Consider the following 21,424-nt stretch of genomic DNA (forward strand, 5'->3'; position numbering starts at 1 on the left):
ACCGATGAGTGACATCGATGAGGAGATCCGCCGCGAGGTGATCGCCGAGGTGTATAGGCAGGTCGACGAACTCGACTGGGACGGTATGGCCCCGCGTGAGCGTTCTCAGTGGTACGTGCGTTGGATCGACGACCCACTCATCGGGGGCAAGCTCACACGCTTCATTGAACGCGACCGCGTCCGCGTGTGGATCAAGGATGGACCGATCAAGGAACTGCCCAGGGCGCGCTACGGCATCGGTTCCTACGCGCAGTTCTCGGCCAGCCGCTACCCCGGGATGGAGCAGATCGCGCATCAGGCGATTGGGCCGGACTGGCTCGCTGACCCTAAGACAGTTGACGTCAAGCCCAATCGCTGCCTGGTCCGCGGGCCGCAAACGGACGTCCTGATGATCTGGGGGCCGGCGGCCAAACTTGCCGACCTTGTGTGGGCGGGCATCAACGCTCGTGTGGATGGCGGTGCCGAGCCGCTCATCGTTGTTACCTCACCGCAGGGAACGCGCCTCAGCGGAGGCGAGAAGCTTCGGCATCGGCTCCTCGCCAAGCAGGCAAGCATCGAGCTGCTCCACATTACCCTTCGACTCACGCGTGTGTGACGGCGGCTCAGACCGGACATGGCACTTTTCTGTTGGCTGTGCTGAGGTGCCCACGGCAGGCGGGGGTCAAGTCCGGATCGCGGCGGTCCTTGAGCACGTGGCGCCGACGCAGAGTTGCTACCCCATCGGGCACCATCTCCGAGACGGGTGCGACCTTGTCGACAGGGGCCGCCGCACCCGTACAGACAGCGCAGTTGTCGGCCTGCTTGCCGCGCGGCAGGGGATTGCGGCACTCGGCGCAGTCCGCTAGCGGCGACCTCGGGGCGCCGGCGCCCTGCCGGGTACGCCAGCGGGCAGCTTGCGTCGAGGCGGCCCGCGAGGAGCGCCCGTGAGCTGTGTACCACCGGGGGCAGCCCGGCAGTGAGGAGGGAGCTGGCCTCCAAGTCCGACACCCCAGCGTTCAGCCACCGCGTGGCCAGCTGGGCCAGGGTGAGCGCGTCTGCGGTGCTCAGGGCCAGCTTCGGCTCGGCTCTGCCCAGGCGGGACAGAAGCGCGGCCCCGCGTCTAGCCTCCTCGGATGCGGGGGCAGGGGTAGTTTCGGCGAGTGCCGTTTCCTCCGCCCGCCCGACGGGCAGCCCGTATTGAGGGGGCGCGAGCGTAGCTTGTGCCTGGTATCAACCTGCAGTCCTGCACAGGAATTTGATGCCTGTTCGCCCTGAGCTGCCTGGAAGGGCGGCTCACCATCACTGAGCCTTTTCCATCTTGATCAGGTGGCGAGTTCGAGGGCGACGACGGCTCGGACGGCGGCGGTGATCCGGGTGGTGCTGCAGCGAAGTTTCCGCAGGAGCCGCCAGGACTTGAGGATGGCCATGGCGCGTTCGCCGAGGCTGCGGATCTTGGCGTGATCGCGGTTGTGACGTCGGCGCCAGCCGCGCAGGTGCTTGCCACGGATCGGGACACGGATCGCAGGGCCGGCACCCTGATACGCCTTGTCGGCCCAGCACTTGATGTCGTCTGCGGCGAGGGCGGCGGGAATGCCGTGGACCCGCGCCGCGGTCAGGTCGTGTGTGGCTCCCGGCAGTGCGTCCGAAGCCCAGATCAGGCGTCCGGCGGGATCGGCGAGGACTTGCACGTTCATCCCGTGATGCTTCTTCTTCCCCGAGTAGTACGGCCGGTCGGCGGCGATGCGGTCGATCGGCAGTACGGTGCCGTCAAGGATCACGTACGCCTTCTTGCGGACGGTCGTCATGGCCTGTTCCAGCGTGGGCGCGAGAGCGGCCAGGAGGTCGACGGCCTCGCGTATGTAGCGGTAGGCCGTGGCGATCCCGATGCGGAAGCCTGCGGCGAGACGGGCGTAGGTGTCGCCGCAGCGTAGGTGGGCCAGGACGAGCATGGCCTGTCGGCCGCAGGTCAGGCGCCGCCAGCGTGAACCGATCCGACGGCGGTGACCTGCGAGAAGACCGGAGAGATGCCGCAGAGTGCGGCTGGACAGATCGATGCCGGACGGGTAGACAAGCACGCGAAGGCTCCTGGCGGACTGGTGATCTTGGTCGTGAACCCGTTTACCAGGAGCTTTCCTCATGCCCGCCGCCGGGGCTGCCGGCCCAACCACCCGTCAGGTTGGAAGAGGTTCACTGAAGGCGGGAAGTAGCCTCTCGCAGGACGTCCTCCCTTTTGCAGAACGCGAAACGGACCTGGCTGCGGCCGACCACTGGGTCGTCGTAGAAGACCGAGTTGGGGACGGCCACCACTCTGCACCGTTCTGGCAGACTCCGGCAGAAGGCCAGGGCGTCCTTCTCGCCGAGGGCGGCGATGTCGGTGGTGATGAAGTAAGTGCCCTGGGGGCGGAAGACCTCGAAGCCCGCCGCCGAGAGCCCGTCGGCAAGGATGTCGCGCTTCGCCCGCAGGTCCTCGCGGAAGCCGGTGAAGTAGCCGTCTGGCAGGCGCAACGCCTCCGCGACTGCGTACTGGAATGGACCGGATGACACGTACGTCAGGAACTGCTTAGCCGTGCGGATGGCCGTGACCAGCGGTGCAGACGCGGTAACCCAGCCAACCTTCCATCCCGTGAAGGAGAAGGTCTTGCCGGCGGAGGAGATGGAGACCGTGCGGTCGCGCATTCCTGGCAGCGAGATGAGTGGGATGTGCTCGCCGTCGAAGACCAGGTGCTCGTACACCTCGTCCGTCACCACGATCAGGTCTCGCTCGACAGCCAGCTCGGCGATCGCCGACAGCTCCTCCCGGGTCAGCACCATGCCCGTCGGGTTGTGAGGGGAGTTGAGCAGCAGTAGGCGGGTGCGGTCTGTCACCGCGTCCCGGAGCGCGTCGAGGTCAGGGCGGAAGTCGGGAGCGCGGAGGGTCAGCGGGACGCGGGTGGCGCCGGCCATGCTGATGCAGGCCGCGTACGAGTCGTAGTACGGCTCGAAGGCGATGACCTCGTCGCCCGGCTCAAGGAGCGCGAGCATCGTGGCGGCGATGGCTTCGGTAGCGCCCGCGGTGACCAGGACCTCGGTGTCGGGATCAAAGGCCAGGCCGTAGAAACGCTGCTGGTGCTCGGTGACGGCCGTGCGCAGTTGGGGGATGCCGGGGCCGGGCGGGTACTGGTTGCCGCGGCCGTCGCGCAGAGCTCGGACCGCTGCCTCGCGGATCTCCTCCGGGCCGTCGGTGTCGGGGAAGCCCTGCCCAAGGTTGATCGCTCCGGTCTTCACCGCCAGAGCCGACATCTCGGCGAAGATCGTCGTGCCGAATCCGTCCAGCCTGCGGTTCAGCAGCGGCCTGTCGCCCATGTCCCCACCATCTCCTCGCGTGTGATCCCGATCGTCTGCGGTCCATCCTGTCGGACGCAAGAGGGCAAGATCATGCGCAGGTCACAAAATAGGTGGGTGAAAATGGCTTGACCCAGCCGACCTTCCATCCGGTGAAGGAAAAGGTCTTGCCCGCGCTGCTCACCGTGACGGTGCGCTCGCGCATGCCGGGGAACGAGGCGAGCGGGATGTGTTCGCCCTCGAAGACCAGGTGCTCGTACACCTCGTCGGTGACGACGAGCAGGTCGCGTTCGCAGGCGAGCGCGGCGACGGCGGCGAGCTCCTCGCGGGTGAGGACCGTGCCGGTGGGGTTGTGCGGGGTGTTGAGCAGGATCAGGCGGGTGCGGGGGGTGACGGCCGCGCGGAGTTCGCCGAGGTCGAGCCGGAAGGTCCCCGTGTCCCGGTCGGGGTGGAGCGTGACCGGGACCCGGGTGCCGCCCGCCATGGCGATGCACGCGGCGTACGAGTCGTAGTAGGGCTCCAGCGCGATGACCTCGTCGCCGGGTTCGAGCAGGGCGAGCATCGCGGCGGCGATGGCCTCGGTGGCGCCCGCCGTGACCAGGACCTCGGTGTCGGGGTCGTGGATGAGGCCGTAGCGCCGCCGCTGGTGGTCCGCGATCGCGGTACGGAGTTCGGGCACGCCGGGCCCCGGTGGATACTGGTTGCCGCGCCCGTCGCGCAGGGCCCGTACGGCGGCCTCGCGGATTTCGTCGGGGCCGTCGGTGTCGGGGAAGCCCTGGCCGAGGTTGAGGGATCCGGTCCGTACGGCCAGCGCCGACATCTCCGCGAAGATCGTCGTGCCGAACTCGGCGAGGCGGCGGTTGAGCAGCGGTCGTCCCTGAGTCATGGACCCATCCTGTGCCGAAGCTCTGGAGTTGCTCAAGTCCGCTTTGGCTCCGGCGGGGCGGGGGCATCCCCCACACACGCAAGAAGCGACATGAACATGAAGCGGGGGATTCCGCTTCGGGGGACGGAAGGATGTGGGGACAGGTGGGAGCCTTCTTCACGGTAGTGATCGTGCTTGTGGTGATCGGGTCCGTGCTCGCGCTCGTGGTGCGGGCGGGCAACCGGCGGAGCGGCAGGCGCCGGGCCGCGGGGGGAGCGGCGGCCGGGGGCAGCTGGTGGGCGGGCGGCGGTAACACGGGCGGTAACAGCGGCGGCGGCTCGTCCTGCGGCAGCGGCGGCCACTCCGGCGGCCACTCCGGCGGCCACTCCGGTGGCCACTCGGGAGGTCACTCCGGCGGCCACTCGTGCGGAAGCGGCAGTTCGTCGTGCGGGGGTGGCAGCTCCTCGTGCGGCGGCGGGGGCGGCTGCGGCGGAGGCGGCAGCTGACCGGTAGATGTTCCGTCAGGTGTCCGGTGGGTGAACTCCCGCCGGACACCTTTTTGTTGATCAACGCGTGGGGTTCGAGTTGAACAGGTGAACCGGGCAGCCCCCGAGGGGATGGAAACCGCGTCAAGTTGGGCAAAAACGCTGTGAGTGAGGCGTACTTCGTGATTCCCTCGCAGTACAGAACATTCAGCCCTCGGACCCCAGTTGGACCTGATCGGGCGTTCCCCACTCCTATGCGCGTTGTTACGGGGGACGCTCCCTGTCCATGTGTCCATGTGTGTTTGCGGAGCCGACCCATGCTCACGACCCTCCAGACGGCCTATTCCGATACCCGAGCTGCCGACCTGGCCTGGGCGTTGGGACGGGAGCCGCTGCCCGCCCTCGCCGTCCTCGACCTCCAGCTCGCCGACGCCACTGTCCAGTTGAGGCTTCTCGGTGCCTCCCATCAGGTCCTCCTGGAGGAGGAGAGCGGCACCTGCTCGGAGACCGTTGCCTGCATTCCGGGCAGCAGCACACCCCTGCCCCTCGGTGTCGCCAAGCGGCTCGGGGACTGGGAGTACGAGTTCGCCGCGCGGGTGGAGACGCTGTCGGAGGGCTCGTTCGCCGGGCGCGCCCAGGAGCTCCTCGCCCTGGTCGCCGACCATCCGCACGGTCTCGCGGGGACCTTTCCGGGCAGCCCGCACGCCTTCACGGCGATGCTGGCGCAGCGGACCGAGGGCCAGGTGCGGTGGCGTACGTGGCACGCGTACCCGCAGGAGGGGCAGTTGGTGGTGACCCGTACCCGGGTGGGTGTGCGGATGCCGGCGCCCGTCCTCTGAACAGGCGGGCCGCCATGGGGACTTCTCCGGTCCGCCCCGGCCCGCCCCGGTCACTTACACCCGTGTGGGTGACAGTTGGCGATCGGTTCGTGACGTAGCGTTCGCTTCATGATCGACCAGCAGGTGCCGCTGCGAGGGGCCGGGGCGGGACTTCCCGTACGGCCCCGTACCGGCCGGTTCCTCGTGCTGGCCGCCGTCTTCATCTGTGCTGCCTGCGGCCTGGTCTACGAACTCGAACTGGTCGCGCTCGCCTCCTACTTGATCGGTGACTCGGTCACGCAGGCGTCCGTCGTGCTGTCCGTGATGGTGTTCGCGATGGGTATCGGCTCTCTTCTCGCGAAACGTTTACGCTGCCGTGCCGCGGTCGGTTTCGGGCTCATCGAGGCCGCCCTCGCGCTGATCGGCGGCTCCTCGGCGCTCGTGCTGTACGCCTCGTTCGCGTGGCTCGGGGAGTCGCGGTACGCGCTGGTCGGGTTCTCGCTGGCGATCGGGGTGCTGATCGGTGCGGAGATCCCGCTGCTGATGACGCTGATCCAGCGCGTCGACCGGCAGGACCCGGGCGGGGCCGTCGCGGATCTCTTCGCCGCCGACTACGTCGGGGCGCTGGTCGGCGGACTGGCGTTCCCCTTTCTGCTGCTGCCGGTACTGGGCCAGCTGACCGGCGCCCTGTTCACCGGTGCGGTGAACGCGGCGGCGGGCGGGGCGCTGGTGCTGTGGCTGTTCCGGCGCGACCTCAGTTCCAGGTCCCGGTGGCTCCTCGTCCTCGCCAACCTCACGGTGATCCTGCTGCTGGCCGTCGCCACGGTGCTGGTCGACGACTTCGAGCGGGCGGCGCGGCGGGCGGTCTACGGGGACGAGGTGCGGGTCGCCGTGCAGACCGGGGTGCAGGAGGTCGTGCTCACCGGGTCCGGCCGTGACTCCCTCGATCTGTATCTGGACGGGCGCCTGCGGGTCAGCGCCCGTGACGAGTACCGCTACCACGAGGCGCTGGTGCACCCGGCGATGAACGGGAAGCACGAGCGGGTGCTGATCCTGGGCGGCGGCGACGGGCTCGCCGCCCGCGAGGTGCTGCGCTACCGGGATGTGCGGGAGCTGACGGTGGTCGAGCTGGACCCGGCCGTCACCCGGTTGGCCCGTACGGACCCCGCGCTCCGCGACCTGAACGGGCTCGCGTACCGGGACCCGCGGCTCACCGCGGTCGGCGGGGACGCGTTCACCTGGCTCCGGGCCGGTGGTGACCGCTACGACGTGGTGATCTCCGACCTGCCGGACCCGGGCATCACGGCGAGCACCAAGCTCTACTCGGCGGAGTTCTACGGACTGGTCGCGGAGGCCCTCGCGCCGGGCGGGCGGCTGGTGGTGCACGCGGGGCCGCTGAGTGTCCGGCCGGGGACGTTCTGGACGGTGGAGGCCTCGGTCCGGGCGGGCGGCCTCACGCCCAGGCCGTACCGCGTCACCGGCAGGCTCTCCGGTTTCGCGGCGAGCCCGGACCGGGCCAACGGAGACGGGCGGGGCCCGCGCGACTGGGGCTTCGTCCTGGCCTCCGCGGGCGGGCCGCCACCGCTGGGGCTGGCCGCCGGGAGCCCCGGTCTGCGGTCGCTGGGGGAGCGGGAGGTGCACACGGCGGGGCGGTCCGCGGAGAGCGTACGGGTGAGGGGGCAGGAGCCGTCGACGCTGGTCCACCCGCGTTACTGGGAGGGGAAGTGATCCTCGGGGGGTGTGGTGCGCGGGGGGCCGCCGCGGGCCCGGCGGGGCCGGTGGAGGGAGTGCGGGGTGCGGAAGCGCTGACGTACCGGCCGGGGCTGAGTAGGCTCGGTTTCCATGGAGCATGAGGTGTTCGTTCCGGTTCCGGCCCCGTCCCTTCGGCGGACGCTGGGCGATCCTGCCCGCGTCGCCCGCTGCGTACCGGGTCTCCAGCAGGACGCCGACGCGTCGGCCGGGCCCTTGGCCGGCCGCCTGAAGATCAGGGCCGATGGCCACACGATCACGTACCGGGGTGTGCTGCGGCTGTCCGGTCCGCACGGGGACCGCTTCTCGGTGACCGGTGAGGGCGCGGAGGCCCGGGGCACCGGTGCGGTGAAGCTGGCGCTGACCATCGGCCTCACGGAGACCGACGGCGGTACGACGCTGACGTTCACGGGCACGGCGAGCGGTGACGGCCGGCTCAAGGAGCTGGACGCGGCGGCCGCGCTCGCGGCGGCCCACCGGCTGCTGGACCGCTTCACGCAGCAGCTGGTGACGGAGACGCTGGCCTCCCACGAGGAGGAACAGGCGTCGCCCGTGGCGGACTTGAGCGGGGACGCGCCGACCGATGCGGCCGAAGCCGCAGATGACGCTCTGCGGGATGAAGCTCTGCACGACGATGACGATGACGATGACGACGACGATGTCCAGGGCGGGGCACCGGCCGTCGGCAACGCGTCCGTGTTCGACGCGCCCGTGCCGCCGCCCTCGCTCGACCCCGTCATCGAGGTGGAGTTCACCGTGCCGGACGAGCCCCCGGCCGAGGCCGCGCATGCCCGGCGGACCATGATCGGGCGCAGCGCCGAGGAGGTCGACCACGCGCCGCCGCGCGGCCGGTACGCCCCCGTGCCCTCGCCCGACGCGAGCGGCGCGGGCACCGTCCTGCGCTGGGCCGCCCCCGCCGCCGCCCTCGCGATCGCCTCCGCCGTCGTGCTGGGCCGGGCGCTGCGGCGCCGGAGGTAGCGGCGCCAGTAGTGTCGGGGGTGTGAGCAGAGCTGCGAAGAACGTCCGGCTGACCGTCGGCGACGCCGAGTTGACCGTTGACCCCGTCCATGGCTGCCGGATCAGCAGCCTGCGGATCGGTGGCACCGAACTGCTGCGCCAGGGGGAGCGGTACGGCTGCTTCCCGATGGTGCCGTGGTGCGGACGTACCGAGAACGGGGTGTTCCGCAACGGTGACGCGGTCCACCGGCTGCCGCTGAACTCCCCGCCGCACGCCATCCACGGCACCGGCCGCGACACGGCCTGGCACACCGCCCGGGAGGGCGCGACGGAGGCGGCCTTCTACTACGACCTCGCCGAGCCGTGGCCGTACGAGGGCCGGGTGACGCAGACCTTCGAGCTGACCGAGGACGCGCTCACGCTGCGGCTGTCCGTCGAGACGTACGGGAATTCCTTCCCCGCGCAGGCCGGCTGGCATCCCTGGTTCCGCCGGAACACCGGGGGCCGGGACGCACAGCTCACCTTCGACGCCGCCTGGCAGGAGGAGCGCGGCGCGGACCACCTGCCGACCGGCCGGCGGATCGACCCGCTGCCCGGCCCGTGGGACGACTGCTTCGGGATGCCCGACGGTGTCGACGTGAAGCTCACCTGGCCGGAGCAACTGGAACTGACGGTGAAGAGCCGGGACGAATGGGTCGTGATCTACGACGAGCAGGAGGAGGCGGTGTGCGTGGAGCCGCAGTCCGGGCCGCCGAACGGGCTGAACACCGCGCCCCGGCTGGTCACTCCGATCGACCCGCTGGAGATCGCGACCACCTGGAGCTGGGTGCGGCTCTGAGCGGGGGCGGCAGCGCTTACCCTCGTTGACATGACTGACGTACGCGCTGACCTGCTCCAGCAGATCAAGGACAAGGCCGTGGTGCACGGCAAGGTGACCCTCTCCTCGGGTCTGGAAGCCGACTGGTACATCGACCTGCGCCGGATCACGCTGGACGGCAAGGCCGCGCCGATGGTCGGCCAGGTCATGCTCGACGCCACCGCCGCACTGGACTACGACTGCGTCGGCGGTCTGACGCTGGGCGCCGACCCGGTCGCCACGTCGATGCTGCACGCCTCCGCGGCGCGCGGGGAAAGCCTGGACGCGTTCGTCGTCCGCAAGGCGCAGAAGGCGCACGGCATGCAGCGCCGCATCGAGGGCACGGACGTCAAGGGCCGTCGCTGCCTGGTCGTCGAGGACACCTCGACCACCGGCGGTTCGCCGCTGACCGCCGTGGAGGCGGTGCGCGAGGCGGGTGGCGAGGTGGTCGCCGTCGCCGTGATCGTGGAGCGGGGTGCCGCCCCGGCCATCGCCGAGGCCGGGCTGCCGTATGTCCAGGTCTACTCGGTGGCCGACCTCGACCTCGGCTGATATAGGGCTTGACCTGCGGTTTCTCTCCGGGGTGGGAGGTTTCACGTGAAACCTCCCACCCCGGACGCGTACCCGTGGGGGTCCTCCGGGTGGAGCCGGGGCGGGAGTCTGGGAAGATGGGGGCGACGATGACGTCGCCCCCAGGTCAGGGACCAGCACTGCACACCCGCACATCCCAAGGAGCGGTCAGATGCCCATCGCAACCCCCGAGGTCTACGCCGAGATGCTCGACCGGGCGAAGGCAGGAAAGTTCGCCTACCCGGCCATCAACGTGACCTCGACCCAGACCCTGCACGCTGCGCTGCGCGGCTTCGCGGAGGCCGAGAGCGACGGCATCGTCCAGATCTCCACCGGTGGGGCGGAGTTCCTGGGCGGCCAGTACAACAAGGACATGGTGACGGGCGCCGTAGCCCTGGCCGAGTTCGCGCACATTGTCGCCGCCAAGTACGACATCACGGTCGCGCTGCACACCGACCACTGCCCCAAGGACAAGCTGGACACCTATGTGCGTCCGCTGATCGACATCTCCGCGGAGCGCGTCGCCAAGGGCCTCAACCCGCTGTTCCAGTCGCACATGTGGGACGGTTCGGCCGAGACCCTCGCCGACAACCTGGCCATCGGTCAGGAGCTGCTCGCCAAGGCCGCCGCCGCCAAGATCATCCTTGAGGTCGAGATCACCCCGACCGGTGGCGAGGAGGACGGCGTCACGCACGAGATCAACGACGAGCTGTACACGACCGTCGACGACGCGCTGCGTACCGCCGAGGCGCTCGGCCTGGGCGAGAAGGGCCGCTACCTGCTGGCCGCCTCCTTCGGCAACGTCCACGGCGTCTACAAGCCGGGCAACGTCGTGCTCCGCCCCGAGCTCCTGAAGGACCTCCAGGAGGGCGTCGGCGCCAAGTACGGCAAGTCCTCCCCCTTCGACTTCGTCTTCCACGGCGGCTCCGGCTCCACGGCGGAGGAGATCGCCACCGCGCTGGAGAACGGCGTCGTGAAGATGAACCTCGACACCGACACCCAGTACGCCTTCACCCGGCCGATCGTGGACCACATGTTCCGTAACTACGACGGCGTCCTGAAGGTCGACGGCGAGGTCGGCAACAAGAAGTTCTACGACCCGCGCAGCTGGGGCAAGTCCGCCGAGGGCGGCATGGCCAAGCGTGTCACCGAGGCGTGCGCGAACCTGCGCTCCACCGGTACGAAGCTGAAGTAGTCCGTACGGACCTCCGTCGTGGGCCCGGTACCCCTTGGGGTGCCGGGCCCATGGCATGTCCGGGCGGCATCAATGACGCACTGAAGTGACGCACCGAATTGAGGGATCCGTTGTGAGTACGCCGATTTCGTCCTACGACTTCGACACCGTCGTCGACCGCCGCGGCACCTGGTGCGTCCAGTGGGACGGGGTCGCCGAACGGTTCGGAGTGGACGGTCTGCTGCCGTTCACCATCTCCGACATGGACTTCGAGACGGCGCCCGAGGTGCTGAGCGCGCTGCGGGCCCGGCTCGATCACGGGGTGCTCGGCTACACCACCTGGCAGCAGGACGACTTCCGGTCGGCGATAGCCCACTGGTACGCGACCCGCTACGGCACCACGATCGACACGGACCGGCTCGTCTACGGGCCCTCGGTGCTCAGCCAGCTCTCGCAGCTGTTGCAGATGTGGACGCGCGAGGGCGACGGGGTCATCGTCCACACCCCCACGTACGACGGTTTCCGCAAGGCGATCACCGGGCTCGGGCGGGAGCCGCGGGGCGTTCCGGTGGGCGACGCGGAGGCGCTGGAGCGGGAGCTGGCACGGGCGGACGCGAAGGTGCTCGTGCTGTGTTCGCCGCACAATCCGACCGGGCGGGTGTGGACGGAGGCCGAGCTGGAGGCGATGGCGGAGTCGGCCCGGCGGCACGGGGTGGCCGTGATCAGTGACGAGATCCACGCGGACTTCGTGCACGAGGGGCACCGGCATGTGCCGTGGACGCGGGTGGGCGGCGACGGGCGCTGGGCGGTCATCAGCTCCGCGTCGAAGGCGTTCAACTTTCCGGCGCTGACGGGTTCGTACGGGATCATCGGCGATGCGGCCGACCGGGTGGAGTTCCTGCGTCGCATGGAGACGGCGGAGGGGCTGGCCTCGCCCGCCGTGCTCTCGCTGACCGCGCACATCGCGGCGTACCGGGACGGCGGGCCGTGGCTGGACGCGGTGCGGGCGTATGTGGCGGGGAACCTGGCGCTGGTCGCGGAACGGCTGAACACGGCCTTCCCCGAGCTGGGCTGGGAGCCGCCGCAGGCGGGCTACCTGGCGTGGATCGACCTGCGGCCGCTGGGCGTGGACGACGAGGCATTGCAGCGGGTGCTGATCGAGCGGGAGAAGGTCGCGATCATGCCGGGGTCGGTGTACGGGGCGGAGGGGTTCCTGCGGCTGAATGTGGGGTGTCCGCGGAGCAAGGTGGGGGTGGGGGTGGAGGCGTTGATTCGGGGGGTGGGGCGGTAGGGGGGCGGGGGGTGCCGTAGGGGTGTGGGGGTGGGGCGCGGGGGTGGGGCGCCTGCGGCGGGCGTGTTCCCCTACCCGCCCCTTCCCGAAACCGGGGCGCTGCCCCGGGCCCCGGGGAAGGATGCCCTCAACCGCCGGGCGGGCTGGGATTTGGTGGCTCGGCCTCGGGCCGTGGGCGAAAGGATGCCCTCAGATGCCCTCAACCGCCGGGCGGGCTGGGATTTGGTGGCTCGGCCTCGGGCCGTGGGCGAAAGGATGCCCTCAGATGCCCTCAAACGCCGGGCGGGCTGGGTTTGGTCGCTGAGCGGGCTGGGGTTTGGGCCGCCGGGTGGGGTGGATGGTGGTTGCCGGGCGGGGCGCGTACGGCCGCTGGGTGGGTTTTGGGCGGGTGGTTGTCGGGGTTTCCTCTGGCCGGGGTGGCGGATCGCGGGGATGCTGCTCTTATGCCTGATGCCGAGCCGGGGAGCATTCGCGTTGCGTCGCCTGTCGGGCGTTGGGTTGTTCTGACCACTGTGCTCGGCTCCAGCATGGCGATGCTGGACTCCACGGTCATCAATGTCGCCCTGCCCCGCATCGGCAAGGACCTCGGTACCGATCTGGCCGCGTTGCAGTGGACCGTCAACGCGTACATGCTCACCCTCGCCGGGCTGATCCTGCTCGGCGGGGCGCTCGGGGACCGGTACGGGCGGCGGCGGGTGTTTGTCGTCGGGGTCGTGTGGTTCGCGCTCGCCTCGTTGCTGTGCGGGGTGGCGCCGAACGCCGCGGTGCTGATCGGCGCACGGGCCCTCCAGGGGGTCGGCGGGGCGCTGCTCACCCCCGGATCGCTGGCCCTCATCCAGGCGAGCTTCCACCCGGACGACCGGGCCCGCGCCGTCGGCCTGTGGTCGGGGCTCGGCGGGGTCGGTGCCGCTGTCGGTCCCTTCGTCGGCGGCTGGCTCGTCGACGGGCCCGGCTGGCGATGGGTGTTCCTGCTCAATCTGCCGCTCGCCGCGATCTGTGTGCCCGTCGCGCTGCGTCACGTACCGGAGTCCCGGGACCCGGCGGCACACGGCCGGTTCGACGTCCTGGGGGCCGTGCTCGGGGCGCTCGCGCTCGCCGGGGTGACGTATGCGCTGATCGAGGCGCCGGGGCGCGGTGCGTCGCCGCTCGTCATCGGCTCGGCCGTGGCCGGGGTGCTGCTCGGCGTGGCGTTCGTGCGGGTGGAGCGGCGGCGGCCGGATCCGATGCTGCCGCCGTCGATCTTCGCGTCCCGGCTGTTCACCTCGGTCAACATCGTGACGTTCTGTGTGTACGCGGCTCTCGGCGGCTTCTTCTTCCTCTCCGCGATCCAGCTCCAGGTGGTCGCCGGGTACTCGGCGCTGGGCGCGGGCACCGCGTTGCTGCCCACCACCGTCCTGATGCTGCTGTTCTCCGCCTCGGCGGGGGACCTGGGGCGGCGCATCGGCCCCCGTATCCCGCTCACCGTCGGCCCGCTGCTGGCCGCCGCCGGGATGCTCCTGATGCTGCGGGTCGGACCCGGGGCCTCGGTGACCTCGTACCTGAGCGACGTGCTGCCCGCCGTGCTGATGCTCGGACTGGGCCTGGTCACGCTCGTCGCGCCGCTCACCGCGACCGTCCTGGCCGCCGTGGACGCCGGGCGGGCGGGGCTGGCCAGTGGCATCAACAACGCGGCGGCCCGTGCCGCCGGGCTGATCGCGGTGGCCGCGCTGCCGCTGCTCGCGGGCATGGGGCCGGAGGCGTACCGGGACGCGGGCGAGTTCGCCGCGACCTTCCGGCGGGCCATGCCGATGTGCGCGGGGCTGCTGGTGGCCGGCGCGGTGATCGCCTTTTGGACGGTGCGTACCCCGCCCGCGGCGGCCCGTGACACCCGGCCCGAGTGCGCCGTGCACTGCGGGGTCGCCGCGCCGCCCCTGGAGCCGGAGCACGAGCCGCACACACGCGCCGGAACGTGAACCGGGGTGCGGCCCCACCGGCCCCCCGTGCCAGGCACACTTGATCCCATGTCCATCCACGAGAACCTTCTCGGGGGCCCTGCCCCGACCCATCTGCCCGACGACCCCGAGCCCCGCGAGCTGCTCGCGGGCGGTACGCCGCCCGCCGACGTCGCGGCGAAGTACCCCACCTCGTCGCTGGCCTGGGCTCAGCTCGCCGACGAGGCGTTCGAGGGCGGCCGGGTCATCGAGTCGTACGCGTACGCCCGTACCGGCTACCACCGCGGCCTCGACTCCCTGCGCCGCGCGGGCTGGAAGGGCCACGGCCCCGTCCCGTTCGAGCATGAGCCGAACCGCGGCTTCCTTCGCGCGCTGCACGCCCTCGCCCGCGCCGCCCAGGTGATCGGCGAGCAGGACGAGTACGAGCGTTGCTCGACGTTCCTGCGGGACTCCTCGCCGACCGCCGCCGACATCCTGGGCTGAGCCGCCCCCCCCACCCGTACGCAGCACAGTTCACCGGGCCCCGCGGGCCGCACCACCGCCCGCGGGGCCCCGTGCTGTCCCGGTGTCCGGCCCTCCCGGTGCGCCGGGAGGGCCGCCGGTCCGGCGCACGCCCGGCGCGCGCCCGGATTAGGATGCGGACAGGGGACCGGAGCTCCACCACCTCACGGAAGGGGCGGACCGCTACCCGGAAGCTCGTGTCGAGGAGACAGAAATGTCGACCAACCACCCCGGCCCCGAAGCCACCGGTGCGCAGGCCCCGCACCTGGACTTCGCGGGAACGACTCCGTACGAGGACTATGTCCAGGCGGATGTCCTGACCCACCTCCAGCACCTTCGCTCCGACGACCCCGGCGAAATGGTCTTCCTGGTCACCACCCAGGTCATGGAGCTGTGGTTCACGGTCATCGTCCATGAGTGGGAGACCGCGGCGCACGCCCTGCGCGAGGACCGCATACCGGTCGCCCGGGACGCACTGAAGCGCTCGCTGCGGGAACTGGAGGCGCTCAACGCCTCCTGGACCCCGCTCGCCGCACTCACCCCCGGCCAGTTCAACTCCTACCGCGGCGCGCTCGGCGAGGGCTCCGGCTTCCAGTCGGCGATGTACCGGCGGATGGAGTTCCTGCTCGGCGACAAGTCCGCGTCCATGCTCGTGCCGCACCGGGGCGCGCCCCGTGTGCACGCCGAGCTGGAGAAGGCGCTGGGCGAGCCCAGCCTGTACGACGAGGTTCTCGCCCTGCTCGCCCGGCGCGGCCACGCCGTGCCGCAGGCCGTGCTCGGCCGGGACCTGACCCGGAAGTACGAGCCGTCCCCCGAGATCGAGGCCGTCTGGGCGGAGATCTACGGCGATCCGGAGCGGTACGACGACCTCGTCCGGCTCGGTGAGCTGATGACCGACGTCGGCGAACTGGTCTGGCGCTGGCGCAACGACCATCTCGTCGCCACCCGGCGGGCGATGGGTTCCAAGACCGGCACCGGCGGTTCCGCCGGAGTGGCCTGGCTGGAGAAGCGGGCCACGAAGAACGTGTTCCCCGAGCTGTGGACGGCGCGCAGCCATGTCTGAGACCACGACGGGTATGACGGGCGCGAGGGGCACGACGGCCGCGACGGGCCTCGCCGCGCGGGCCGCCGCGCTCGACGCCGCCGACGAACTCGCCTCCCGGCGAGCCCTGTTCACCCTCGACGACACCGTCTACCTCGACGGCAACTCGCTGGGTGCGCTGCCGGCCCACGTACCCGACCGCGTCCAGGACGTCCTCACCCGTCAGTGGGGCGAGCTGCGCATCCGGTCCTGGGAAGAGAGCGGCTGGTGGACCGCGCCCGAGCGGATCGGCGACCGGATCGCGCCGCTCGTCGGGGCCGCCGCAGGGCGGATCGTCGTCGGCGACTCGACCAGCGTGAACGTCTTCAAGGCGGTCGTCGCCGCGAGCCGGCTGGCGGCGGACGGACGCGACGAGATCCTTGTTGACGCGACGACGTTTCCCACGGACGGGTACATCGCCGAGTCCGCCGCCCGGATGACCGGCCACCGGATCGTCCCGGTCGCGCCCGCCGAGGTGACGGCCGCGCTGGGCCCGCGTACGGCCGTCGTCCTGCTCAACCACGTCGACTACCGCACCGGCAGGCTCCACGACCTCCCCGGGCTGACCGCCGCCGTGCACGCGGCGGGCGGCCTCGCTGTCTGGGACCTGTGCCACAGCGCGGGCGCCCTGCCGGTCGGCCTGGACGCGCACGGGGTGGACCTGGCCATCGGCTGCACGTACAAGTACCTGAACGGCGGCCCCGGTTCGCCCGCCTACCTGTACGTCGCCGAGCGCCATCAGGCCGCCTTCGACTCGCCCCTGCCGGGGTGGACGTCGCATGCGGACCCGTTCGCGATGACGCCCGCGTACGCCCCGGCGGACGGTGCCGTACGGGGCCGGGTCGGCACCCCGGACATCCTGTCCATGCTGGCGCTGGAGGCCGCGCTGGACGTGTGGGACGGGGTGTCCGTCGAGTCCGTACGGGCCAAGTCCCTCGCGCTGACGGACTTCTTCCTGGAGTGCGTCGCCGCGTATGTGCCGGACGGCCGGGTCAGTTCGATCACTCCCCTCGCGCACGCGGAGCGCGGCAGCCAGGTCGCGCTGCGCTGCGCGGAGGCCGAGCCGGTGATGCGGGCGCTCATCGAGCGGGGCGTCGTCGGTGACCTGCGGCGACCGGACATCCTGCGGTTCGGGTTCACTCCGCTGTACGTGGGGTTCGCGGACGCGGAACGGGCCGCGCGCGTCCTGGCCGAGGTGCTGGCCGAGGTGCCGAAGGGGAAGTGAGGGGAAGTGACCGGACGGGGGCGGTCCGGACGGGCCGCCCCCGACTGGTACCGTCCCCGCAGGTCACGCCAGTTGGGCACATGGCCCCGGCACAGGCCCGGCACAGACCCGGCCACCGTGTGGGTACACACTGGCGTCGGGACCACGCGCCGGTACTGGCTGACTGGTACACGTACTGGCACAGGCACACGCACTGGCACAGGCATTGGCATTGGACGGTTGGAGCAGCATGTCGGATTCTGCCGCGCGTGATCGTGACGCCGCCGAGACCGAGTCGGCGTTCGCGCATCCGGTGGTCGCCCCCGATCGGTCCGCCGCCTACGGCAGCCACCCCGACCAGGTGATCGACTTCTTCGCACCGCGCGACGGCCGGACCGGGGTGCCGCTCGTCGTCCTGTTCCACGGCGGGGCCTGGCGGGCCCCGTACGACCGGGCCCATGTCTCGCCGCTCGCGGACTTCCTGGCCCGGCGCGGCTTCGCCGTCGCCAACGTGGAGTACCGGCGCGGCGGCGAGATCCCGCGGCAGGGCGGTGCGGGGCCGGTCGCGGGCCGCTGGCCCGAGACGTTCGACGACGTCGCCGCCGCGATGGACGCCCTGCCGGTGCTGGCCGCCCGGGAACTGCCGCAGGCCGATCTGCGGCGGACCGTGGTGACCGGACACTCGGCGGGCGGCACCCTGGCGCTGTGGGCGGCGGCCCGGCACGAGCTTCCCGAAGGGTCTCCGTGGCGGCTGCCCTCGCCGCCGCCGCTGCGCGGAGTCGTCGCCCTGGCGCCGATCGCCGACTTCACGGCCGCTGTCGAGCTGGGGATCTGCTCCGGCGCCGTGGGGCAACTCCTGGGTGGGGAAGATGACTTCGAGGGCCGTCGGGCGTCCAGTGATCCGGCCGTGCTGCTGCCGACCGGCATCGCGACGGCCGTGGTGCAGGGCACCGACGACCTGACCGTGCCGCAGGCGGTGTCGGAGGCGTTCGTCGACGCGGCGGCGAAGGCGGGCGAGACAGTGGGGCTGACCCTGCTGGAGGGCGTCGGCCACTTCCCGCTGATCGACCCGTCGGCGGACGCGTGCGCGGTGGTGGCGGAGGAGCTGGCCCAGCTGGCGTGGTGAGGGCGGGCGGGCGCGGGGGCGTGTCGTGCTGCTGTGCGGTGGGGCGTGCGCGGGGCTCGCGGCGGTGTGCGGGTGCGCCGTGCGGGGATGTGCGGGGCTGTGCGCCGGGCGCGCGGGTGCGCCTCGTAGTACTTGAGGGGGACGCTCCGGAATCCGTATCACTGCGGACGACCGGCGCCGCGCCGCCGCCTACCGTGGAGGCGTGACCCAGACCCAGACCCAGACGAAGACCAGAAGCCCGGAGCTGCGGGCCTTCAAGGGCGCGATAGCCGGCCTGCGACAGGACCTCTTCCACGACATCTTCGCCTACCGCCCGCTGGCCCCGATGAGCGGCGAGGGGCGGTTCTTCCGGCTGGTGCCCGCACGGCTGCGGAAGCACGCCGTCTGGACCCCGCACGCCCTGGTACTGCTGGCCGCGTTCTTCACCGTGACGCTCGCGATCGACACGTGGCACCGGCAGTTCTTCCTCGGTGCGCTGCCCGCGGTTCCGGTCGCGCTGACCCTGGTCAGGCCGGTCGCCGCGTTCTGGCTGTCCATGGCGGTCTCCTTCATCACCGCCGTGACCAGCAATGACTGGCTGTGGGGGCCCAGCAGCTTCTTCGCGCACCTGGTGGTCCTGGTGGTCGTGGCGGCCAGGACACGGCCGCGTACCGCCGCCTGGATGTGGACGGCCAGCCTGCTGCTCGCCCTGCTGATGGAGAACAGCGGACCCATGCGGTACTCCTCCAGCATCGGGCCGATGCTCGTGCTCTCCGCCATGGCACTGCTCGTGGTGGGCATCGTCCACGTCCGGCGCGACGCCCAGCGTGAGGTGACCGTGCAGCGCACCGTCACCGCCGTCGAGCGCGACCGGCGCACGCTGCTGGAGGAGCGCACCACCATCGCCCGTGAGCTGCACGACGTCGTCGCGCACCACATGTCCGTCGTCGCGATCCAGGCGGAGGCGGCCCCCTACCGGGTGGAGAACCCGCCGCCCGAGCTGGAGCAGGCGTTCGTCACCATCCGGGAGAACGCGGTGGCCGCCCTCACCGAGCTGCGCCGGGTCCTCGGAGTGGTCCGCGCGGACGACTACGAGGCGCCGGACGCCCCGCAGCCCACCCTCGACGGGCTCGACGGACTCCTCGCCAATGTGCGGGAGGCGGGGCTGGAGTCGGAGAAGACGATCACCGGTGCGGTGCGCGAGCTTCCGCAGGGCGTCGAGCTGTCGGCGTACCGGATCATCCAGGAAGCCCTCAGCAACACGCTGCGGCACGCACCGGGCGCCACCGCGCAGGTCGAGCTCGCCTATGTGCTCGGCGGCCTCGGGCTGCGTGTCGTCAATGGGCCGCCCACCGGCCTGGTGAAGCCCTCACCGGGGGCCGGGCACGGGATCACCGGAATGCGGGAGAGGGTCGCCATGCTGAACGGGGAGATGACGGCGGGGGCGACCGAGGCCGGCGGATACGAGATCGCCGCCTTCATCCCCGTACAGACCACGCACGACACGCACGACGCACACGGCACGCGGGACACGCGGGACGACACGCACGACAGATACGACACCGAGCGGGACGAGAAGGCATGAACGACATCCGGGTCCTGATCGTCGACGACCAGATGATGGTGCGGGAGGGTTTCTCCGTGCTGCTCAACGCGATGCCGGGGATCGAGGTCGCCGGTGAGGCGGTCGACGGGCGGCAGGCCGTCTCGCAGGTCGCGGCACTGCGCCCCGACGTGGTGCTGATGGACATCCGGATGCCGGTGATGAACGGCATCGAGGCGACCCGCGAGATCGTGGCGCGGAACGCGGACGCGAAGGTGCTGGTACTGACGACGTTCGACCTCGACGAGTACGTGTACCAGGCGCTGCGGGCCGGGGCCTCCGGCTTCCTGCTCAAGGATGCCTCGGCGCGGCAACTCGCCGATGGCGTACGGGTGGTGGCGTCCGGCGAGGCGTTGCTCGCGCCGACCGTGACCCGGCGGCTGATCACCGAGTTCGCCAAGGTCGCCGAGACACCCCGGCCGCCCGCCCTCGCCCGGATCGGCGATCTCACGGAACGGGAGACGGAGGTGCTCGTGCTCATCGCGCAGGGTCTGTCGAACGCGGAGATCGCCTCCCATCTGGTGGTCGCCGAATCCACCATCAAGACGCATGTCAGCCGCATCCTGGTGAAGCTCGGGCTGCGGGACCGGACCCAGGCGGCGGTGTTCGCGTACGAGGCCCGGCTGGTCACGCCCGGCTGAGGGCGGGGACGGGCGGTGGCTCCGGGGCGGGGCCCCGTGCGGCGTCGGCCCGCTCGCTCCGTACGCACCGGAGCCTCCGCGGCCGGTGCCGGTCCGCCCCGTACGCACCGGAGCCTCCGCGGCCGGTGCCGGTCCGCCCCGTACGCACCGGAGCCTCCGCGGCCGGTGCCGGTCCGCTCCGTACGCACCGGAGCCCTTGCGGTAGCGCCCGGCGCCGGTAGCGTCGGGTCATGCACGTGTCCTTCGATCCCTGGTCTCCGGCGTTCGTCGCCGATCCGTACCCCGCCTACGCCGCCCTGCGTGCCACCGGCCGGGCGCACTACTTCGAGCCGACCCGGCAGTGGCTGATCCCGCACTACTCGGATGTGTCGGGCCTGCTGCGTGACCGGCGCCTGGGCCGCACGTATCTGCACCGCTTCACCCACGAGGAGTTCGGCCTCCCGGCGCCGCCCGACGCGCACGAGCCGTTCCACACCCTCAATGGGCAGGGCCTCCTCGATCTGGAGGCCCCGGACCACACCCGGATCCGGCGGCTCGTCTCCAAGGCGTTCACCCCGCGCACGGTCGAGGGGCTGGCGCCGACCGTACGGCGGCTGGCGGCCGAGCTGGTGGACGCGTTCGTCGCCGAGGGCGGCGGCGATCTGCTGGCCGCCGTCGCCGAACCCCTGCCGGTCGCCGTCATCGCCGAAATGCTCGGCGTCCCGGAGTCCGACCTGATCTCCGCGCTCATCGCCGCCCACGACGAGGGGGAGCGGCTGAGCGAGCAGGAGATGATCTCCACCTGTGTGCTGCTGCTGAACGCGGGGCACGAGGCGACGGTCAACACCACCGTCAACGGGTGGCGCACGCTCTTCGCGCACCCGGACCAGCTGGCGGCGCTGCGCGCGGACCATGGGCTGCTGCCGACGGCCGTGGAGGAACTGATGCGGTACGACACCCCGTTGCAGATGTTCGAGCGCTGGGTGCTGGACGACATCGAGATCGGCGGCACGGTCATTCCGCGCGGGTCGGAGGTGGCGCTGCTGTTCGGCTCGGCCAACCGGGACCCGGAACGGTTCGCGGAGCCGGATGCGCTCGATCTGTCGCGGCAGGACAACCCGCACGTCACGTTCGGGGCGGGTATCCACTACTGCCTGGGCGCGCCGCTGGCCCGTATCGAACTCGCCGCCTCGTTCGGGGAGTTGCTGCGCAAGGCGCCGACGATGCGGGTGACGGCGGAGCCCCAGTGGCATCCCGGCTATGTGATCCGGGGGCTCAAGGAGCTGCGCGTGGAGCTGTGAGCGACAGGGCGGA

Annotated in this window: 18 protein-coding genes and 1 pseudogene; 16 read left to right on the top strand and 3 right to left on the bottom strand. The window is 71.3% G+C overall.

The window, feature by feature from the left end:
- Window positions 1-4 precede the first annotated feature (4 nt).
- The gene (locus OG413_RS12185; protein WP_266805031.1) at window positions 5-595 is read left to right on the top strand and encodes a hypothetical protein; all 591 of its coding nucleotides are present in this window, start codon (window positions 5-7) and stop codon (window positions 593-595) included.
- Between the two features lie 706 nt (window positions 596-1,301).
- Here the strand turns inward: OG413_RS12185 and OG413_RS12190 are convergent.
- The 3 genes and pseudogenes from OG413_RS12190 to OG413_RS12200 form a co-directional block, all read right to left on the bottom strand.
- On the bottom strand, window positions 1,302-2,054 hold the full coding sequence (locus OG413_RS12190) for a transposase family protein (RefSeq protein ID WP_266805032.1): 753 nt from the start codon (window positions 2,052-2,054) through the stop codon (window positions 1,302-1,304).
- Window positions 2,055-2,166: 112 nt separating this feature from the next.
- Window positions 2,167-3,321: a pyridoxal phosphate-dependent aminotransferase gene (locus OG413_RS12195; RefSeq protein WP_266805033.1), complete on the bottom strand. Its 1,155-nt coding sequence runs from the start codon at window positions 3,319-3,321 to the stop codon at window positions 2,167-2,169.
- Between the two features lie 109 nt (window positions 3,322-3,430).
- Window positions 3,431-4,186 (bottom strand): annotated as a pseudogene (locus OG413_RS12200) (aminotransferase class I/II-fold pyridoxal phosphate-dependent enzyme); the annotation flags it as partial.
- 781 nt (window positions 4,187-4,967) lie between these two features.
- Between OG413_RS12200 and OG413_RS12205 the strand changes: the two are divergent.
- The 15 genes from OG413_RS12205 (at window position 4,968) to OG413_RS12275 (ending at window position 21,411) form a co-directional block, all read left to right on the top strand.
- On the top strand, window positions 4,968-5,489 hold the full coding sequence (locus tag OG413_RS12205; RefSeq protein ID WP_266805035.1) for a DUF2617 family protein: 522 nt from the start codon (window positions 4,968-4,970) through the stop codon (window positions 5,487-5,489).
- Window positions 5,490-5,597: 108 nt separating this feature from the next.
- On the top strand, window positions 5,598-7,196 hold the full coding sequence (locus OG413_RS12210; protein ID WP_266805037.1) for a polyamine aminopropyltransferase: 1,599 nt from the start codon (window positions 5,598-5,600) through the stop codon (window positions 7,194-7,196).
- A gap of 114 nt (window positions 7,197-7,310) precedes the next feature.
- The gene (locus tag OG413_RS12215) at window positions 7,311-8,195 is read left to right on the top strand and encodes an SRPBCC family protein (protein ID WP_266805039.1); all 885 of its coding nucleotides are present in this window, start codon (window positions 7,311-7,313) and stop codon (window positions 8,193-8,195) included.
- A gap of 22 nt (window positions 8,196-8,217) precedes the next feature.
- The gene (locus tag OG413_RS12220) at window positions 8,218-9,012 is read left to right on the top strand and encodes an aldose 1-epimerase (protein WP_266805040.1); all 795 of its coding nucleotides are present in this window, start codon (window positions 8,218-8,220) and stop codon (window positions 9,010-9,012) included.
- A 30-nt stretch (window positions 9,013-9,042) separates the two neighbouring features.
- Window positions 9,043-9,582 (top strand): orotate phosphoribosyltransferase, encoded by a 540-nt coding sequence (pyrE, locus tag OG413_RS12225; RefSeq protein ID WP_266805042.1) that lies wholly within the window; start codon window positions 9,043-9,045, stop codon window positions 9,580-9,582.
- 190 nt (window positions 9,583-9,772) lie between these two features.
- Entirely contained in the window at window positions 9,773-10,795 is a 1,023-nt protein-coding gene (gene fbaA / locus OG413_RS12230; protein ID WP_266805043.1) for a class II fructose-bisphosphate aldolase, read from the top strand.
- Window positions 10,796-10,907: 112 nt separating this feature from the next.
- Window positions 10,908-12,065 (top strand): MalY/PatB family protein, encoded by a 1,158-nt coding sequence (locus tag OG413_RS12235; protein ID WP_266805044.1) that lies wholly within the window; start codon window positions 10,908-10,910, stop codon window positions 12,063-12,065.
- 443 nt (window positions 12,066-12,508) lie between these two features.
- The gene (locus tag OG413_RS12240; RefSeq protein ID WP_266805046.1) at window positions 12,509-14,017 is read left to right on the top strand and encodes a DHA2 family efflux MFS transporter permease subunit; all 1,509 of its coding nucleotides are present in this window, start codon (window positions 12,509-12,511) and stop codon (window positions 14,015-14,017) included.
- Between the two features lie 48 nt (window positions 14,018-14,065).
- A complete protein-coding gene (locus OG413_RS12245; protein WP_266805047.1) occupies window positions 14,066-14,479 on the top strand; it encodes a DUF3151 domain-containing protein in 414 nt (137 codons plus the stop codon).
- A gap of 232 nt (window positions 14,480-14,711) precedes the next feature.
- On the top strand, window positions 14,712-15,560 hold the full coding sequence (locus OG413_RS12250) for a tryptophan 2,3-dioxygenase family protein (protein WP_266805048.1): 849 nt from the start codon (window positions 14,712-14,714) through the stop codon (window positions 15,558-15,560).
- 13 nt (window positions 15,561-15,573) lie between these two features.
- Window positions 15,574-16,803, top strand: coding sequence for a kynureninase (gene kynU, locus OG413_RS12255; protein ID WP_266810096.1), 1,230 nt, complete (start codon window positions 15,574-15,576; stop codon window positions 16,801-16,803).
- 229 nt (window positions 16,804-17,032) lie between these two features.
- Window positions 17,033-17,908 carry an alpha/beta hydrolase gene (locus OG413_RS12260; protein WP_266805049.1) on the top strand — a complete coding sequence of 292 codons (876 nt, stop codon included), beginning with the start codon at window positions 17,033-17,035 and terminating at the stop codon, window positions 17,906-17,908.
- Window positions 17,909-18,110: 202 nt separating this feature from the next.
- Window positions 18,111-19,472, top strand: coding sequence for a sensor histidine kinase (locus OG413_RS12265; RefSeq protein WP_266805050.1), 1,362 nt, complete (start codon window positions 18,111-18,113; stop codon window positions 19,470-19,472).
- Entirely contained in the window at window positions 19,469-20,131 is a 663-nt protein-coding gene (locus tag OG413_RS12270; protein ID WP_266805052.1) for a response regulator transcription factor, read from the top strand. Before OG413_RS12265 ends, OG413_RS12270 begins: the two co-directional genes overlap by 4 nt.
- 230 nt (window positions 20,132-20,361) lie before the next feature.
- Window positions 20,362-21,411 (top strand): cytochrome P450, encoded by a 1,050-nt coding sequence (locus OG413_RS12275; protein ID WP_266805053.1) that lies wholly within the window; start codon window positions 20,362-20,364, stop codon window positions 21,409-21,411.
- Window positions 21,412-21,424: the final 13 nt, after the last annotated feature.

The organism is Streptomyces sp. NBC_01433 (genome assembly GCF_026340105.1).
GTDB lineage: Bacteria > Actinomycetota > Actinomycetes > Streptomycetales > Streptomycetaceae > Streptomyces.